18 protein-coding genes are annotated in these 14,837 nt (G+C 41.4%); 11 read left to right on the top strand and 7 right to left on the bottom strand.

What is annotated here, in order from left to right; genetic code table 11:
* Nucleotides 1-38: 38 nt before the first annotated feature.
* Together psbA and ndk are read right to left on the bottom strand one after the other, a co-directional pair.
* The gene (psbA, locus tag SYN7502_RS00865; RefSeq protein WP_015167006.1) at nucleotides 39-1,121 is read right to left on the bottom strand and encodes a photosystem II q(b) protein; all 1,083 of its coding nucleotides are present in this window, start codon (nucleotides 1,119-1,121) and stop codon (nucleotides 39-41) included.
* A 115-nt stretch (nucleotides 1,122-1,236) separates the two neighbouring features.
* A complete protein-coding gene (ndk, locus tag SYN7502_RS00860) occupies nucleotides 1,237-1,695 on the bottom strand; it encodes a nucleoside-diphosphate kinase (RefSeq protein WP_015167005.1) in 459 nt (152 codons plus the stop codon).
* Between the two features lie 210 nt (nucleotides 1,696-1,905).
* Between ndk and SYN7502_RS00855 the strand changes: the two genes are divergently transcribed.
* Together SYN7502_RS00855 and SYN7502_RS00850 are read left to right on the top strand one after the other, a co-directional pair.
* The gene (locus SYN7502_RS00855; protein WP_015167004.1) at nucleotides 1,906-2,106 is read left to right on the top strand and encodes a hypothetical protein; all 201 of its coding nucleotides are present in this window, start codon (nucleotides 1,906-1,908) and stop codon (nucleotides 2,104-2,106) included.
* A gap of 32 nt (nucleotides 2,107-2,138) precedes the next feature.
* Nucleotides 2,139-3,305: an NAD(P)/FAD-dependent oxidoreductase gene (locus SYN7502_RS00850; RefSeq protein WP_015167003.1), complete on the top strand. Its 1,167-nt coding sequence runs from the start codon at nucleotides 2,139-2,141 to the stop codon at nucleotides 3,303-3,305.
* A 15-nt stretch (nucleotides 3,306-3,320) separates the two neighbouring features.
* Here SYN7502_RS00850 and SYN7502_RS00845 read toward each other — a convergent pair whose 3' ends face one another.
* From SYN7502_RS00845 to SYN7502_RS00835, 3 genes are all read right to left on the bottom strand, one after another.
* Complete coding sequence (locus SYN7502_RS00845; protein WP_015167002.1) at nucleotides 3,321-4,268, bottom strand: hypothetical protein; 948 nt, start codon at nucleotides 4,266-4,268, stop codon at nucleotides 3,321-3,323.
* 92 nt (nucleotides 4,269-4,360) lie between these two features.
* Nucleotides 4,361-4,915 carry a peptide deformylase gene (gene def / locus SYN7502_RS00840; RefSeq protein WP_015167001.1) on the bottom strand — a complete coding sequence of 185 codons (555 nt, stop codon included), beginning with the start codon at nucleotides 4,913-4,915 and terminating at the stop codon, nucleotides 4,361-4,363.
* On the bottom strand, nucleotides 4,908-5,117 hold the full coding sequence (locus tag SYN7502_RS00835) for a hypothetical protein (RefSeq protein ID WP_015167000.1): 210 nt from the start codon (nucleotides 5,115-5,117) through the stop codon (nucleotides 4,908-4,910). Before SYN7502_RS00835 ends, def begins: the two co-directional genes overlap by 8 nt.
* A 258-nt stretch (nucleotides 5,118-5,375) precedes the next feature.
* On the opposite strand from SYN7502_RS00835, the gene nrdJ reads away from it, so the two are divergent.
* From nrdJ to darG, 8 genes are all read left to right on the top strand, one after another.
* Entirely contained in the window at nucleotides 5,376-7,679 is a 2,304-nt protein-coding gene (gene nrdJ / locus SYN7502_RS00830; RefSeq protein ID WP_015166999.1) for a ribonucleoside-triphosphate reductase, adenosylcobalamin-dependent, read from the top strand.
* A 158-nt stretch (nucleotides 7,680-7,837) separates the two neighbouring features.
* Nucleotides 7,838-8,191, top strand: a complete 354-nt coding sequence (locus tag SYN7502_RS20035) for a 4-fold beta flower protein (protein WP_015166998.1) — start codon at nucleotides 7,838-7,840, stop codon at nucleotides 8,189-8,191.
* Nucleotides 8,192-8,422: 231 nt separating this feature from the next.
* Nucleotides 8,423-8,575, top strand: a complete 153-nt coding sequence (locus tag SYN7502_RS20030) for a hypothetical protein (RefSeq protein WP_168130295.1) — start codon at nucleotides 8,423-8,425, stop codon at nucleotides 8,573-8,575.
* Nucleotides 8,576-8,626: 51 nt separating this feature from the next.
* Nucleotides 8,627-8,839: a hypothetical protein gene (locus SYN7502_RS00820; protein ID WP_015166997.1), complete on the top strand. Its 213-nt coding sequence runs from the start codon at nucleotides 8,627-8,629 to the stop codon at nucleotides 8,837-8,839.
* Between the two features lie 3 nt (nucleotides 8,840-8,842).
* Nucleotides 8,843-9,190 (top strand): type II toxin-antitoxin system PemK/MazF family toxin, encoded by a 348-nt coding sequence (locus SYN7502_RS00815; RefSeq protein WP_015166996.1) that lies wholly within the window; start codon nucleotides 8,843-8,845, stop codon nucleotides 9,188-9,190.
* A gap of 90 nt (nucleotides 9,191-9,280) precedes the next feature.
* Nucleotides 9,281-10,708 carry a hypothetical protein gene (locus SYN7502_RS00810; protein WP_015166995.1) on the top strand — a complete coding sequence of 476 codons (1,428 nt, stop codon included), beginning with the start codon at nucleotides 9,281-9,283 and terminating at the stop codon, nucleotides 10,706-10,708.
* Nucleotides 10,709-10,721: 13 nt separating this feature from the next.
* Complete coding sequence (gene darT, locus SYN7502_RS00805; protein ID WP_015166994.1) at nucleotides 10,722-11,372, top strand: type II toxin-antitoxin system toxin DNA ADP-ribosyl transferase DarT; 651 nt, start codon at nucleotides 10,722-10,724, stop codon at nucleotides 11,370-11,372.
* A 17-nt stretch (nucleotides 11,373-11,389) separates the two neighbouring features.
* A complete protein-coding gene (darG, locus tag SYN7502_RS00800; RefSeq protein WP_015166993.1) occupies nucleotides 11,390-12,457 on the top strand; it encodes a type II toxin-antitoxin system antitoxin DNA ADP-ribosyl glycohydrolase DarG in 1,068 nt (355 codons plus the stop codon).
* Nucleotide 12,458: 1 nt separating this feature from the next.
* On the opposite strand, the gene SYN7502_RS20025 is transcribed toward darG, so the two are convergent.
* Both SYN7502_RS20025 and SYN7502_RS19510 read right to left on the bottom strand, forming a co-directional pair.
* Nucleotides 12,459-12,599 (bottom strand): hypothetical protein, encoded by a 141-nt coding sequence (locus SYN7502_RS20025; RefSeq protein ID WP_015166992.1) that lies wholly within the window; start codon nucleotides 12,597-12,599, stop codon nucleotides 12,459-12,461.
* A gap of 32 nt (nucleotides 12,600-12,631) precedes the next feature.
* Nucleotides 12,632-12,856, bottom strand: a complete 225-nt coding sequence (locus SYN7502_RS19510) for a hypothetical protein (RefSeq protein ID WP_015166991.1) — start codon at nucleotides 12,854-12,856, stop codon at nucleotides 12,632-12,634.
* Between the two features lie 226 nt (nucleotides 12,857-13,082).
* Between SYN7502_RS19510 and SYN7502_RS00795 the strand changes: the two genes are divergently transcribed.
* Nucleotides 13,083-14,834, top strand: a complete 1,752-nt coding sequence (locus tag SYN7502_RS00795) for an ABC transporter ATP-binding protein (protein ID WP_015166990.1) — start codon at nucleotides 13,083-13,085, stop codon at nucleotides 14,832-14,834.
* Nucleotides 14,835-14,837: the final 3 nt, after the last annotated feature.

The raw sequence follows: 14,837 nt of genomic DNA, 5'->3' as shown, positions 1-14,837 counted from the left end.
TTCAATTAGTTATTATTTAGCTATTCCTAGATTAGAAATTAACCATTGATCGCAGGAGCAGTTAGAGCAACAGGAGCAACTTCTACAGCAGCTAAGTCAAGTGGGAAATTATGTGCATTTCTTTCATGCATTACTTCCATACCCAAGTTAGCACGGTTGATCACATCTGCCCAGCTTGGTACTACTCTCCCTTGGCTGTCTGCAATGGATTGGTTGAAGTTAAATCCGTTGAGGTTGAATGCCATGGTGCTCACGCCCAATGCAGTGAACCAAATACCGACTACTGGCCATAGTGCTAGGAAGAAGTGTAAGCTACGGCTGTTGTTGAAGCTGGCATATTGGAAGATTAAGCGTCCAAAGTATCCGTGGGCGGCAACAATGTTGTAGGTTTCTTCTTCTTGTCCGAATTTGTATCCATAGTTTGCAGATTCGTTTTCGGTGGTTTCACGAATTAAGCTGGAGGTTACCAAGCTTCCGTGCATGGCACTGAATAAGCTTCCGCCGAACACGCCTGCTACGCCCAACATGTGGAAGGGGTGCATCAGGATGTTATGTTCTGCTTGGAATACGATCATGAAGTTGAAGGTTCCAGAGATGCCTAGGGGCATACCGTCGGAGAATGAACCTTGTCCGATAGGGTAGATTAAGAATACGGCTAGGGCTGCAGCTACTGGGGCAGAGTATGCTACTGCAATCCAAGGACGCATGCCGAGGCGGTAGGATAGTTCCCATTCTCTTCCCATGTAGCAGCAAATGCCGATGATGAAGTGGAAGATTACGAGTTGGTATGGTCCACCGTTGTAGAGCCATTCGTCTAGGCTGTCGGCTTCCCAAATGGGGTAAAAGTGCAATCCAATGGCGTTGGAACTTGGTACTACGGCGGCGGAAATCATGTTGTTGCCGTATAGTAGGGAACCACTGACTGGTTCACGGATGCCGTCGATGTCTACGGGAGGGGCGGCGATGAAGGCGATGGTGAAGCAAATGGTTGCTGCTAGTAAGCATGGAATCATTAGTACTCCAAACCAGCCTACGTATAGGCGGTTCTCGGTGCTGGTTACCCACTGGCAGAATTGTTCCCATACGCTGGCGCTTTCGCGTCTTTGTACTGTTGTGGTCATTTTTCTACTTAATTTAAGGTTAAAGATTTGTTTGTTAGAGTATTTTGTCTAACAGAATCAATGTATCAGATTGTAACGAATTGTCAAGTTTATTCTAAAAGTTTGATCTGAGGTTTTATTCAGGCTGCTCATATACCCATGATGTTACCGAAGGCTGCCAGCTAGTAATTTCATCATGACTAAACCACAGAGAAATTTCCCGTTCGGCGGTGTCAGGGGCATCGGAGCCATGAATAATATTACGTCCAACATCAATACCAAACTCACCTCTAATGGTTCCGTTGTCTGCATTTAGGGGATTGGTGACACCGATGATTTTACGGGAGGCTGCAATTACGCCTTTACCTTCCCAAACCATTGCCACTACTGGATCAGAAGTAATGAACTGAACTAGCCCAGGGAAGAAAGACCTTTCCTTATGTTCTCCATAGTGTTTCTCGGCTAAGTCTCGGCTGACTTTGAGCATTTTGAGTGCTACGAGTTTAAAACCCTTTGATTCAAAGCGACTGATAATTTTGCCTACAAGTCCACGTTGCACGCCGTCAGGTTTAACTGCTAGAAAAGTTCTTTCCATAACTATTGAGATAATTGATTGAGGTAATTGAGAATATTTGAAGGTTTGCTTACTTGGTTAATTAAATAGGCATTCAGATTATGCCATTACCCCAACCCAGAAAATACTGATAAAAATATTTAAATCTATTCTTGTACTTTTGAGGTTCTGAATAGTCGTTGGGTTAATTCATGTCGCTAAATCAAAACCCCTGCATGATATATTTTCAGGATGTATGTAAAAGCTCAGTTATTTCTTGGTATATCCATAATTGCAGCGATCGCCTTCGTTGGCTGTATATTTGAACTTGCTTCGGGTGAACCTCAGTGGGGAACTACTTTAACATTGACAATTTTAGTGGGGAGCTTGCCCTTGACAGTTTTGACATTTCTGCATGCTGTAAAACTAGCTAAGGCATCTATGAAAGAGTAACAAGAAATAATAGAAATCATATTGCAAAAGCTATGAAAACCTACGATTGGGTAGTTATTGGTAGTGGAATTGCGGGTGCTGCCCTTAGTTATGAACTCTCGGTGGCAGGGTTTTCAGTACTTTTAATTGAGCAACACCAACATCTGCAAGGAGCGACTCGGTATAGTTATGGAGGGATTCCCTACTGGTCAGGGACTACTGATTTAACCCGTCTGCTTGCCCAAGAAGGGATCGACCGCTACCCTAAACTAGCTCCAGAATTAGAAAGTGATATTGAGTTCAAGTATATAGACTTATTACTTACCATTGCTGCTAATGCCAATCCCCAAGCAATTGCTGATAGTTTTAAGCATTTTGCAGTCCAGCCACAGCTTTTAGACCCTAAACTGGCACTTACCCTAGAACCCTTGCTTAACCCTGAGGCAATTTCTGGAGTTCTGCACTACCATCATGCCTATGTCAATCCTGAACTTTTAGTCAAGGCTTATCAGTTGGGATTGCTCCGTCACGGTGGCGAGATTGTTATAGATCAGGTAAGACAGGTCAATCAAATTGGAGTAAACAGTGGAGTAAAAACCCTACAGACTAGTTACTATGGTCAAAATATTGCTGTATGTGCAGGAGGAATTGGGCGATCACTTCTGAAAAGCTCTGGTGTATCTGTAAAACTCTACTTTACCCATGCTGAAGTAATCGAAACCGTACCATCAGAGGTGATTTTACGCACAATCGTAATGCCAGCAATTACAGATAGGTTAAGGCTAGAGTCCGAAGCTAGTCGTAATGATCAACGTTGGGATGATGAGGATTATGAAGTTTTAGCTCCCTCTATTGATGTTGGCGCAATTCAGTTTAAGAATCAGCACCTGCGGATCGGACAAATTAGCTTAGCGCATACTAATCCTTACCTTGATCGCGATCTGCAACAGAGTGAAATTGCTATTCGGGATCAAGTTAAAAATATCATCCCAGCGATCGCTACAATTCCAGGAACCTGTCATCGTTGTCTTGTGGCTTTTAGTGCAGATTCCCTACCTTTAGTTGGGGCAGTTACGGAAAATATCCATATTTTTTCAGGATTTACTAGCCCATTTGTATTTGTACCTCCCCTTGCTAAACGGTTTGCTTTAGCGATCGCTGGAAATTCTGATCAACTAATTAATCAACTATCGCCCCATAGGTTTAGTAATTTTGCTTAGTAATTTTTAAATATCTTAAAATCTGAATAACCTACACATAAAACCAGCAAAGTACTGCCATAACCTAAATATCCATTTTTCGATAATAGCAATTAAATAATCTAGCCAATGCAGAATCTGAATAAAAGGACTATATACATAGCCTAAAAATGTAAACTGCGTATCAATCCAAGCATGAAGAGGACGACTAGAATCTCTTGGGGGTGTTGATTCCGCTAAATCCTTTCTTTGAGCAGATGTGATCTCATGGGATTCAGTTTTACTCGACGAATTAGACAAATTAACTGATGATCTATTGCCTTTATCTATGGCTAACTGATTAGCGATCGCCTGAGATTTAGGGGGCCAAACTGTAGCATCATCATCAAATACATCCGCCATTGCCAGCCAAGGTTGATTATTTTGATCGGAGGACTTATTAGAGAATTGCTTAGACGATTGCTGGGTTGATTTAAACCTATGCCGATTATGTTTATTGCCAAAAAAGTAGGCGATCGCATCCCTGATTAATTTTTGAATTCTATTTAAGGTTGCTTCGGGATTATCTTCTACTGTCGTGAGATTAAAAGTTTGATTAAATAGAAATAACTTCTTGGATTGCAAATAACGAGAGATTTGCGAATTTTCTACGGATGATTTATGAGTTGGTTTATAGGTTGATTGATGGGTTTTATAGCTGGACTTCTGTACACTAAAAATGTGATTGCGATCTATCCATAAAACTAAACTTTGGACTGGTTTTAGTAATAAAGGAATTTGCTTGGATTTAGATTGAATATTCGTAGATGCAGCCAGAATATAAATGGGATAGAGAATAGCCTTGGTTGTAGTTTTCTTAATAGTTTCAGTTGCTTGGCGGACTGGGTTACCTACCTCTTCATACCAATTTCTAACTCTACGTCCTAGTTTTACGGGTAGGGAGTTATCAAGCCAATTAAAAAGTTTGCTTTGAAATCGAGCCATAGTCTTAACTCTTAAGAACTTTTTGAAGAAATTTAACTAGCTTATTTGATTAACCCGCCTTAACCATTTAATTTAATTACTCTAACTAGCAGTTAACTTAACTTATTCCCTTGCTGTATTAATTTTAAATACTCTGCTTCACTAATTAAATCCAGTGAACTTTCCACTCGATCTAAAAATACTTTACCTTCTAAGTGATCGTACTCATGTTGAAGTATTCTAGCGACAAATCCTGTAAAAGTTGTAGTTTGGGTTTTACCGTGGCGATCGCAATATTCAACTTCTATGCTGTCATACCGTGGCACTAAGCCTCGAATTCCCGGCACAGACAGACAACCTTCCCAATCTTTTTCTGTATTTTCACTATGGGAGCGAATTACTGGATTAATTAATGGCAGGGGTTCCATATTTGGGGCATGGGGGTATCGAGCATTAGGATGGGAGGCAATTACTAATAACCTCTGCGATCTCCCAACCTGCGGGGCAGCAATCCCAACCCCATTAGACTGTTTCAGGGTTTTAATTAAGCCAGCAATTAATTTTTGGACAACCTCAGCTTGAGGATCAGCAATCGGCTCCGCAGTTAATCGTAAAACTGGATTCCCAACTTGGCAAATATCTAGGGTTTTGGTGAATATACTACTCATTTAAAATTTCAATTAAGATATCGGCTTCCGTGACCGCCATTCGTGCCTTTTGATAAATATCCTCAAATTGCAAGTTAGCCACAGCATAGCCCTGCATAAGCATAATGGCAAAATACTCACGTTTTGTCATTCCTTCCACGAGGACATCTTCATTTTTATTAAAGCTAACGGGAAAGGCAGAATCACCACGTCTAGTTGTCATTGGTTCTGAAATATGGAGATATAGATTACTACCATAATATCTCAAGGGTCGGCACAGTCAAAATAACGGTTAGCTAATGATCTTAATTTTTTCTTGATTACCCAAAAGCGATCGCTACTATTCTTAAATTCATCTTAAATTTAGTAAACTCTTATACATATATCCGTAGTGTGTAAATCCCTCAAAAAAATTACTTGACCACTATATACAGTGTGCTATATTCATCACCTAATAGTACAAACCTAAAAACTTGAATTTATGGTGCAAGAACTAATACGCATCTCCAAAGAAGTTAGATTCCCCGAAAGTGCTCCTGCTGCTTATCCTGTATTTTTTAGGACTTATAGCCGCAAATACAAGAATAAACGGGAAAGTTGGGCGGAGGTATGCGATCGCACACTTACAGGTTTAAAAACGTTAGGCAAGCTTACGCAAGAACAAGCTGACCTGATCGACAAAATGCAAAAGCAGCTCAAGTCCCTTACCTCTGGGCGTTGGCTGTGGGTCGGTGGTACGGATTGGGTCGATCACCCCGAAAATTTTTCAGGCTCCTATAACTGCACTAGCACTAACGTCATCGACTGGCGCTCCTTTGGCTTGATGATGGATCTCGCCATGCAGGGATCGGGTACTGGTGGCGTATTAGAGCCTCAGTACATCAGTAAATTGCCTGCAATTCGCAACCAGTTACAAGTCAGCGTGATCGGTGCAATCGGCGTAACCCCTGTCGAACAACGTCGCCACAATACAGAGGTAAAGTTTGACTATGCTAACAATACTGTCAACATTGTTGTTGGTGATAGCCGCCAAGGTTGGGTTAATTCCTACCAAACAGTTTTAGAGCTTTCTAGCGACGAGCAATTTGATGCAACTAAGCCCGTCCAAATCACCGTTGATATCAGCGATGTTCGTCCCAGTGGCGAACCCCTCAAGGGCTTCGGCGGTATGGCAAATCCTGTCAAGTTGCCCACACTCTACGATCGCTGTGCCAATATTTTAAATAAGGCGATCAGTCGTCAACTCACCTCAGTTGAGTGCTGCATCCTCATCGATGAAGCCGCCGTTTGTATCGTAGCTGGTAACATCCGAAGAAGTGCGGGGATGCGCCAATTTTCTTCAGAAGATGCTTTGGGCTCTGTGGCAAAGGATAATCTCTGGCAGCAGGATGAAGCGGGTAACTGGCGCATCGATCCTGAGCGTGATGCTTTGAGAATGGCGAACCACACGAGAGTATTCCATCGCAAGCCCACAGAGCAAGAATGTATTGATGCTGTTCGCAAGCAGTATTATTCAGGTGAAGGTGCAATTCAATGGGCGGGTGAAGCGATCGCACGTTCTAATGCGGATTTGATTACAACTCCTGAACTCAAGCGTGATTTCTTAGCTGCCTATGTGAAAGGAGAAGGCAAAACATGGTTGCGATCGCATCAACCTGAAGTCACTGAACGAGAGCTAGAGCATAGATTACAGCGCTATGCTCTCAATCCCTGTGGTGAAATAACTGGGGCAGACTTCCATTGCAATTTGTCCGAGGTGCATCTCAATCAACTCAATCCTCGTAATGAGAAAGAACAGGAAGAAGCCTTTAAAGCAGGTGCTTTGTCGGTTGCTGCGTTGCTTAATCATCGCTTCAATGAAGAACGCTATCAATTTAGCCGTAATGTCGATCCGATTGTGGGCGTATCATTTACAGGACTATTTGACTTCTTCGTTCATGCCTTTGGTGTGGAATGGTTGCGTTGGTGGGAAGCAGGTCGTCCTGACACAGTGCAGGGTTTAGACTTCAAAGAGAAAGAAGCTGATTATCTAAATCGCTGGCATGAAATCGTACATCAGACGGTTTGGGAATATTGCGACGCGCATGGCTTACGCCGCCCGAATCGTTGTACGACAACTCAGCCAGCAGGCACAAAATCTTTACTGACTGGTGCTTCCCCCGGATGGCATCCACCGAAGGCGCAGCGCTTTATCCGTCGGATTACTTTCCGTAAGGAAGATCCTGTGGCGCGGGCTTGCATGGACTATGGCTATAGCATCATTCCTTCTCAATCGGATAAGGATGAGAATGGACAATTGCTCAATGATCCCTTCGATCCGAGATGTACAGAATGGTTAGTGGAGATTCCTGTGAGTGTGTCTTGGGCTGACCTTGACGGTGCGGATCAGGTGGAAATTAGCAAGTTCAATGTAATGGCGCAGTTTGACTTCTATATGCAGGTGCAGAAGCATTACACTCGTCATAATACTTCTGCAACTTTAGAATTGCGCGAGCATGAAATCGAGCCTTTAGGGAAGAAGATTTACGAGGCGATTCGTGATGATGAGGGTTATATCTCGGCGGCGCTGTTGGCGCGTTTTGATGACCTGCAAACTTTCCCTCGGTTGCCTTTTGAGCCAATCGATAAGGCTACCTATGAGAAGCTCAGTGCTGAGGTACTAGAACGTCGCAAGTCTGATGATTTTTACGCGAGTTTGTTGCGTTATGATTCGGGTGAGTTGATGGATGCGGGCCCTGCGGGTTGTGATTCTGATAAGTGTATGTTCCCTGAACAGAAGCCATAGATCGCTCTAACTTAATGATTCAGGTGATTAGGTAGAAATTTTCTACTTAATTACCTAAATCTTTATGTTAGGTAGCTATTATTTCCCACTTCCTAGCTAAAAACTAATTGTTTATAGCTCTCTAAATTAGCTGTGATCCTGAAGAGTATTGTAAAAATATGGAACCTATTTTTGACCGCAATGGACGCACATTAGGTTGGCTCCGTGATGAAGTGATCCTTGATACAAACAACAGAAATCGGGCATTTATTCGTGATGAATCTGTCTATACCTACCAAGGACAGTATCTTGGTAGGTTCAATAAGGGATTCTTTCGCGATCGTCATGGAAACTCAGTTGCTTTTATTCAAGGAGCATCTGGTGGACCAATCACTCCGATACCAGAAATACCACCGATTCCTCCAATTCCTCCGATATCACCAATTCCTCCAATTCCTCAAATACCACCAATTCCTCCAATTAGCTCGTTAGGGTGGAGTACTTTGAGTTGGGAGCAGTTTCTAGTGCCTTAAAAGCTATGAAACATATAATTCGGATGAGTTGACGAAGGAATACTTTTTGATTCTAATAAGCGCATGTTCTTAGGACTTACGGAATAGTTGTAAATATTTATCCTAATATGAAAATTTAGGTGATTAGGTAAAAACTTTCTATCTAATCACCTAAATTACTAAGAGGTTGAATTCAGCTATAATCTAAAAATACGCTTTAAGAATGTATGCACAAGCGGGAAATATAAAGCTATGCAATCAATTCGGTTACAACGAACTATAGAAAAAGATAGTGAAATTCATCTATGCGATCTGCCTGTTTCTCAAGGTCAACAGGTTGACATAGTAGTTTCATTTTCGCCTCGTCTGAGCCTAAAAAAAATTTTACTGCGCGTCAATTATTGAATTCTGGGTTAATTGGCGTGTGGGAAAATCGGACGGAGCTAAGTGGAAAATATGCTGATTAAGGAAAAGTCAAGTAATCTTAAAGTAATTGCTAAATCTATAGATGCTCTCAATCTAACTGAGCAGTTATGGCTTTTAGAGCATATAGCGCATCAAATTCGGATTAAGAATGAATTAGCGGCAATGGCACAAGATCCGCAAATTCAAGCTGAGCTTTCTCAGATTCAGCAAGAGTTTGCTGTTACAGATTTTGATGGTCTTTGAATTATGGCTATATTGCGATCTCAAATCTACTTTGTAAACCTCAATCCAACTGCTGGCAGAGAGCAAAGTGGCACAAGACCTGTTTTAGTTCTTTCCATTGATGATATTAATCGTCTTCCCCTCGTCGTGACTGTTGTTGTAGGAACGAAAGGGGCAAACATTACGAGAGATTATCCTACCAATGTTAGAGTTTCTCCATCAGAAAGTGGTTTACCACTGGAAACCGTCTTTTTATGCTTTCAACTGCGATCGCTTGATGCTTCACGATTTCTAGATCAGCCAGTAGGAATGCTCTCTCCAGAAAAAATGGAAGAGATAGAGACAACGGTTAAATATTGTCTGGGCTTATGAAATTTATAATGTTCTCTGATTCTTGTCCAAGCTAAGAGGAGAAGCAAATAATAGCCACTTTTTTAAACTTGTAAATATCCAAATTTATTTATGTCTATCAAACGCGCAGATGGTATTACTGAATCTGAACGATACTTAAAGGTTCTTTGTGATCGGACATTTTTATCGCTTTGGAGCTATTCAGGGGTATATAGAGACCAAATTTCAGGCGGAATAACTGAGGGGAAAGAAGTATGTGATCTGCTAGTGGTTTTCGAGAATCACATCATTATTTTCTCAGATAAAGATTGTCAGTTCCCAAATACTGATCGACTTGCTCTCGATTGGAATCGATGGTTTAAAAGAGCAATACAAAAATCCGCAGATCAAGTGTGGGGTGCTGAAGGATGGATTAAGAAAACCCAAAATCGCCTTTTCTTAGATCGCTCATGTACTATACCTTTTCCTATTGATATACCTGATTTATCAACGGCAAAATTCCATCTAATTGTAGTTGCTCATGATAATTCTAGTCGCTGTCAACAGGAGCTTGGTGGTAGTGGTAGCCTTATGATTAATACTTCTATTAAAGGTGATGCTCATTATGTAAATGAAAATGATGATGTTCCATTCTTTATTGGGGACATCGATCCAAGTCGTACATTTGTACATGTTCTTGGTGACACATCTTTGGATATTGTTTTAGGCACATTAGATACTATTTCAGATTTTGTTTCTTACTTAGTTAAAAAAGAGAAATTTCTTAGATCTGATACACTTGTTTTTGCAGCAGGTGAGGAAGAGTTGCTGACTTATTACCTCACAAATATGAATGAGGAGAGTGAGCATGATTTTATTGCTCCACCTAATTTTGATAAACAAACAACTAATCTTGTTTTTGACGAAGGTTTGTGGGAAGAATTTAGCCAAAGCCCCGAACGGCAAGCTCAAGTCTTCGCAGATAAAATTAGCTATGCTTGGGATGGTTTAATTGAGAGCTTCAATAAGAACCTTATGGAAGAGACTCAATACTATACAACTCATTCTGACGTTAAATCGAATGAAATTCTTCTTCGTTTCTTGGCAAGAGAACCACGCTTTCGGCGTAGAAATCTTGCAGCAGCTCTTTGTGGACTAATAAAGCTAGCGCCAAGGCATATGCTTGCAACCCGTTGTCTTTGTTCCTCGTCTCCCCAAGAACCATACTACGTTTTCCTATTACTTCCAAAAGTTGACTGGATGACTTACGAAGAATATAGGGAAACACGTAGAAATATTTTGGAGATTTACTGCAAAACAGTGAGACTTAAGTTTCCCGATGCTCAACATATTGTTGGAATAGCTACCGAGACAGGGTTTGACAATGGCATTCGATCTGAAGATGTTATGTATATTGATACAACAGATTGGACTGATGAGGATGCAGCTAGAGTAGTAGAAATCTCTGAAGAGCTTGGCATCTTAAAAAGTATAAATATGTTTAGTGTCCATGATCAAGAGTATCCACTTCAAAAGCCTGTACGACAGACAATAAACTAATTTGGGTAATTAAATGGCATCAGTTCCTCCCAGTCCCAAGATTTATCACATTACCCATATCGAAAACCTGCCGAACATTGCAGCCAATATGGGATTAGTTTCAGATGCAACTCGCATAACAAGAAGTCTTTCTTCCTCATTGGTGGGGATGTCCACTATCAAAGAAAGAAGACTCAAAGAGATAGAAGTCCCATGTCATCCCAAAACAATGGTTGGACAGTATGTACCTTTTTATTTCTGTCCACGTTCAATAATGCTTTTTATGCTGCACATGGGAAACCATCCAGATATTAGCTATAAAGGAGGTCAACAACCGATAGTTCATCTACAAGCCGACTTCCATAAAGTCATTAATTGGGCAAATTCAAACAGCGTAAATTGGGCTTTTAGTAATGGTAATGCAGGCTCTCGCTTGACTAACTTTTACAATCACCCCTCTAAACTTAACGAGATTGACTGGGGCGCTGTTTCTTCTTCAGATTTTCGTGATGCTAAAATCAAGGAAGGCAAACAAGCAGAGTTTTTGATGTTTAATGTCTTTCCGTGGACATTGATCGAAAAAATTGGGATAATCAATAGTACGATGGCAACAAAGGTTAAGACGACTTTAGCAAATGTCGCCCACAAACCAGTTATAGCCGTAGAACCTAATTGGTATTTCTGAGCGCAGACGCTAAACTCATGATTGAGCTAACCCAAGGCGACATCCTCAAAGCTGACACAGAAGCGTTGGTTAACACCGTCAATTGTGTTGGCGTTATGGGACGTGGAATTGCACTACAATTCCGAAAAGCATTTCCAGAAAATTTCAAAGTTTATGAAGCCGCTTGCAAAGCCAACGAAGTACAAGCAGGCAAAATGTTTGTATATGACCTTAATCGTTTATATGCTCCTCGCTTCATCATCAACTTTCCTACTAAGCGCCACTGGAGAGGCAAAAGCCACATCGAAGACATTAAGGCTGGGCTAGAAGATTTAATAAATGTGGTAAAGCAACATCAGATTCGCTCGATCGCAATTCCTCCATTAGGTTGTGGTTTAGGTGGACTGAACTGGGAAGATGTGCGTCCACTAATTATTGAAGCTTTTCAGTCCCTACCAGAAGTAGCTGTTTTGCTATTTGAGCCTATAGGTGCGCCTCAAGCTAAGTCAATGGTCAAAGAGAGTAAAGTTCCAAATATGACTGTGGGACGAGCCGCTCTATTAGGACTGATGCGCCGCTACTTATCTGCTGTTATGGACCCTACCGTTACCCTGTTAGAAGTGCATAAGCTTATGTACTTCATGCAGGAATCTGGCGAACCTCTGCGACTAAATTACCAAAAGGCTCCCTATGGTCCCTACGCAGAAAATCTACGCCATGTTCTCAGTTATATTGAAGGGCATTTTATCAGTGGCTATGGCGATGCTGAAGATCGACCAGACAAGCCTCTAGAATTGATTCCTAATGCTTTTGAGCAAGCCGAAAACTTTCTTGCAGAGCATGAGTCCACAAGGCTCAGGTTTGATCGTGTTGCCGATCTGATTAAAGGATTTGAAACAACTTTTGGAATGGAATTACTATCAACGGTGCATTGGGTTGCCACGCGAGAAGAAGCGACAACCGCAGAATTAGCTGTCGCCAAGATCTATGATTGGAATACGAGAAAACGGATGTTTGAATTCCGTCATATTCATGTAGCGTGGGAGCGATTGCATGAGGCTGGTTGGCTACCAAAATTCAATACTTTAAACGGGGTGATGTTTTGATCTATTGGACGATCGCCTTGCAAATCATTAACTGGGCGATCGCTAACTGTTGTAAATATTCAGGAGTCATCGCCCGTGAGCCAATATCTGAGTTTAGATAACGCAGGTCTCGATTAGTAGGGAAAAACCAAAGAATTTGCATTTTTTATTTTTAAATAGATTTTTTATAAATTTTTAAGCAGACATATATCTTTCCGCCGTTGCTGGTCGTCTGAAGGGAACAGGTGATTGATGACGTTGATGCCTTTCTACCCAATTTTTCAAATCTGCCACAATGGTTGGATAATCGTGATCACGGTGCAACGCATGACGACGAATCCAACCAAAAGTTTTACTAGAGTTCAAACACACCAGATACATAGATTGCACAAATTGAATTGAGGTTGAATGGATTTTCATAAATTACGATAACTCAACCGACATACTGTAAATTAAGCTCAGAAATTATTACATATCCCGTTTGCAAAGAGATGTGATGGGGAAAACAAAAAATCAATAAAAAATTATTTCAAGGCTTGAGTTATGGATTTTTAGTTATTTTTGCTGCGATCGCTTTTCTGATTGCTTAGTCAATGTTTGATTAGCCTACTAAAATAAAAGGAATCAATTGCTAGGATTGCTAACCATGCCCGACCGTGTAATTTTGAGTATTAATCAGTTGCAAGTGGACTTCAAAAATGATGAAGGTCTAGTTACGGCTGTGAAAGATGTATCTTTGGAAATGCGTCAGGGCAGAACCTTGGGCATAGTCGGCGAGTCGGGATCGGGTAAATCCGTTACAGCATTAGCAATTATGGGGCTACTATCCCAAACGGCAAAGGTCAGAAACGGCGAAATTTGGCTAAATCTCGATGATAAGGCTCCCGTCAATTTACTGAAATGTAACGCTGAGCAAATTAGGTTATATCGGGGCGATCGCCTTGCCATGATCTTTCAAGAACCAATGACATCCTTAAATCCTCTATTTACCTGTGGTTATCAATTAGTAGAAACCATCCAACTGCATCAAAAGCTCACAGAACCAGAGGCAAAAACTAGGGCAATTGAACTATTGGGTGAAGTGTTATTACCAGAGCCTGCTCAAATATTTAATCGTTATCCCCATGAGCTTTCAGGTGGGCAGTTACAAAGGGTGATGATTGCGATCGCGATTTCCTGTAACCCCTCAATTTTAATTGCCGACGAACCAACCACAGCACTGGATGTCACGATACAAGCCGAAATTTTAGACCTATTAAAAAAGTTGCAAGCCCAACGGCAGATGTCGATTTTGTTTATTACCCATGATTTAGGTGTAATTGCCCAAATTGCTGATCAAGTTGCGGTTATGTATAAGGGACAGATCGTTGAATATGGTAGTACCAAAAATATTTTCCAAGCCCCCCAACATCCATACACCCAAGGGCTAATTGCCTGTCGTCCCCAAATGCAGAACAGATTACAACTGCTACCCACAATTGGTGATTTTATGGAAATATCAGATACAGGGGAAGCGATCTCCAAATTACCCCCCACTGTAACAGTAGTTGCAGCATCCGAAATTGAAGCAAGACTAGAGGCACTACAAACCAAAGAACCCTTACTCAAGGTCAAAAATCTACGCGTGGAGTTTCCTCTACGGGGCGTGTGGGGACAAACTAAGCGGTATGTTGTGGCGGTAAATGACATTAGTTTTGATGTTTATGCAGGGGAAACCCTCGGACTAGTGGGCGAGTCGGGCTGCGGCAAAACCACAACTGGCAGGGCAATTCTGCAACTAATTAAGCCCAGCAGTGGTGAAGTTTGGTTTGAAGGAAAAAATGTTTTAAATTTTAATCGCCGAGAAAGACAACGCTTGCGCCGTGATATGCAGGTTGTATTCCAAGACCCCTTTGGTTCACTTAATCCTCGGATGAGTATTGGTGATGCGATCGCCGAACCCTTAGAAATTCATAATATTTATGGTAATCAGCGTAACCCTCGTAAGGAACAGCAAGAACGGGTAGGGTATTTATTAGAGCGAGTAGGCTTAGATAAAGGTGCCTACAGACGTTATCCCCACGAATTTTCAGGTGGACAACGACAACGGATTTGTATTGCTAGGGCTTTGGCTTTGAGTCCAAAGTTAATTATTGCCGATGAATCCGTATCCGCTTTGGATGTATCAGTGCAAGCTCAGGTTTTGAATTTGTTAAAGGAAATCCAAGCCGAGTTTGAACTTACCTATATTTTTATTTCCCATGATTTAAGTGTGGTCAAGTTTATGAGCGATCGCATTATGGTCATGAATAAAGGCAAAATTGAAGAAATTAATACGGCTGAAAATATCTGCACCAGTCCTCAACAGGATTATACCCGTAAGCTCATTAATGCTATTCCTAAAGTTCAGTTTGCTTAGATT

It is taken from the genome of Synechococcus sp. PCC 7502 (genome assembly GCF_000317085.1).
Classification (GTDB): domain Bacteria; phylum Cyanobacteriota; class Cyanobacteriia; order Pseudanabaenales; family Pseudanabaenaceae; genus PCC-7502.
Note: the sequence above shows the minus strand (reverse complement) of the source record. Positions and strands in the feature narration are given on the sequence as shown.

Excerpts from the sequence above, each read along its gene's own strand:
- SYN7502_RS00845 (WP_015167002.1), bottom strand. The coding sequence starts at position 4,268 with ATGGCTCGATTTCAAAGCAAACTTTTTAATTGGCTTGATAACTCCCTA.
- SYN7502_RS19510 (WP_015166991.1), bottom strand. The coding sequence starts at position 12,856 with ATGAAAATCCATTCAACCTCAATTCAATTTGTGCAATCTATGTATCTG.
- darG (WP_015166993.1), top strand. The coding sequence starts at position 11,390 with ATGATTGAGCTAACCCAAGGCGACATCCTCAAAGCTGACACAGAAGCG.
- SYN7502_RS00820 (WP_015166997.1), top strand. The coding sequence starts at position 8,627 with ATGCTGATTAAGGAAAAGTCAAGTAATCTTAAAGTAATTGCTAAATCT.
- SYN7502_RS00810 (WP_015166995.1), top strand. The coding sequence starts at position 9,281 with ATGTCTATCAAACGCGCAGATGGTATTACTGAATCTGAACGATACTTA.
- SYN7502_RS00795 (WP_015166990.1), top strand. The coding sequence starts at position 13,083 with ATGCCCGACCGTGTAATTTTGAGTATTAATCAGTTGCAAGTGGACTTC.
- ndk (WP_015167005.1), bottom strand. The coding sequence starts at position 1,695 with ATGGAAAGAACTTTTCTAGCAGTTAAACCTGACGGCGTGCAACGTGGA.
- SYN7502_RS00815 (WP_015166996.1), top strand. The coding sequence starts at position 8,843 with ATGGCTATATTGCGATCTCAAATCTACTTTGTAAACCTCAATCCAACT.
- SYN7502_RS20035 (WP_015166998.1), top strand. The coding sequence starts at position 7,838 with ATGGAACCTATTTTTGACCGCAATGGACGCACATTAGGTTGGCTCCGT.
- SYN7502_RS00850 (WP_015167003.1), top strand. The coding sequence starts at position 2,139 with ATGAAAACCTACGATTGGGTAGTTATTGGTAGTGGAATTGCGGGTGCT.
- SYN7502_RS00855 (WP_015167004.1), top strand. The coding sequence starts at position 1,906 with ATGTATGTAAAAGCTCAGTTATTTCTTGGTATATCCATAATTGCAGCG.
- SYN7502_RS20030 (WP_168130295.1), top strand. The coding sequence starts at position 8,423 with ATGCAATCAATTCGGTTACAACGAACTATAGAAAAAGATAGTGAAATT.
- darT (WP_015166994.1), top strand. The coding sequence starts at position 10,722 with ATGGCATCAGTTCCTCCCAGTCCCAAGATTTATCACATTACCCATATC.
- psbA (WP_015167006.1), bottom strand. The coding sequence starts at position 1,121 with ATGACCACAACAGTACAAAGACGCGAAAGCGCCAGCGTATGGGAACAA.
- nrdJ (WP_015166999.1), top strand. The coding sequence starts at position 5,376 with ATGGTGCAAGAACTAATACGCATCTCCAAAGAAGTTAGATTCCCCGAA.
- def (WP_015167001.1), bottom strand. The coding sequence starts at position 4,915 with ATGAGTAGTATATTCACCAAAACCCTAGATATTTGCCAAGTTGGGAAT.
- SYN7502_RS00835 (WP_015167000.1), bottom strand. The coding sequence starts at position 5,117 with ATGACAACTAGACGTGGTGATTCTGCCTTTCCCGTTAGCTTTAATAAA.
- SYN7502_RS20025 (WP_015166992.1), bottom strand. The coding sequence starts at position 12,599 with ATGCAAATTCTTTGGTTTTTCCCTACTAATCGAGACCTGCGTTATCTA.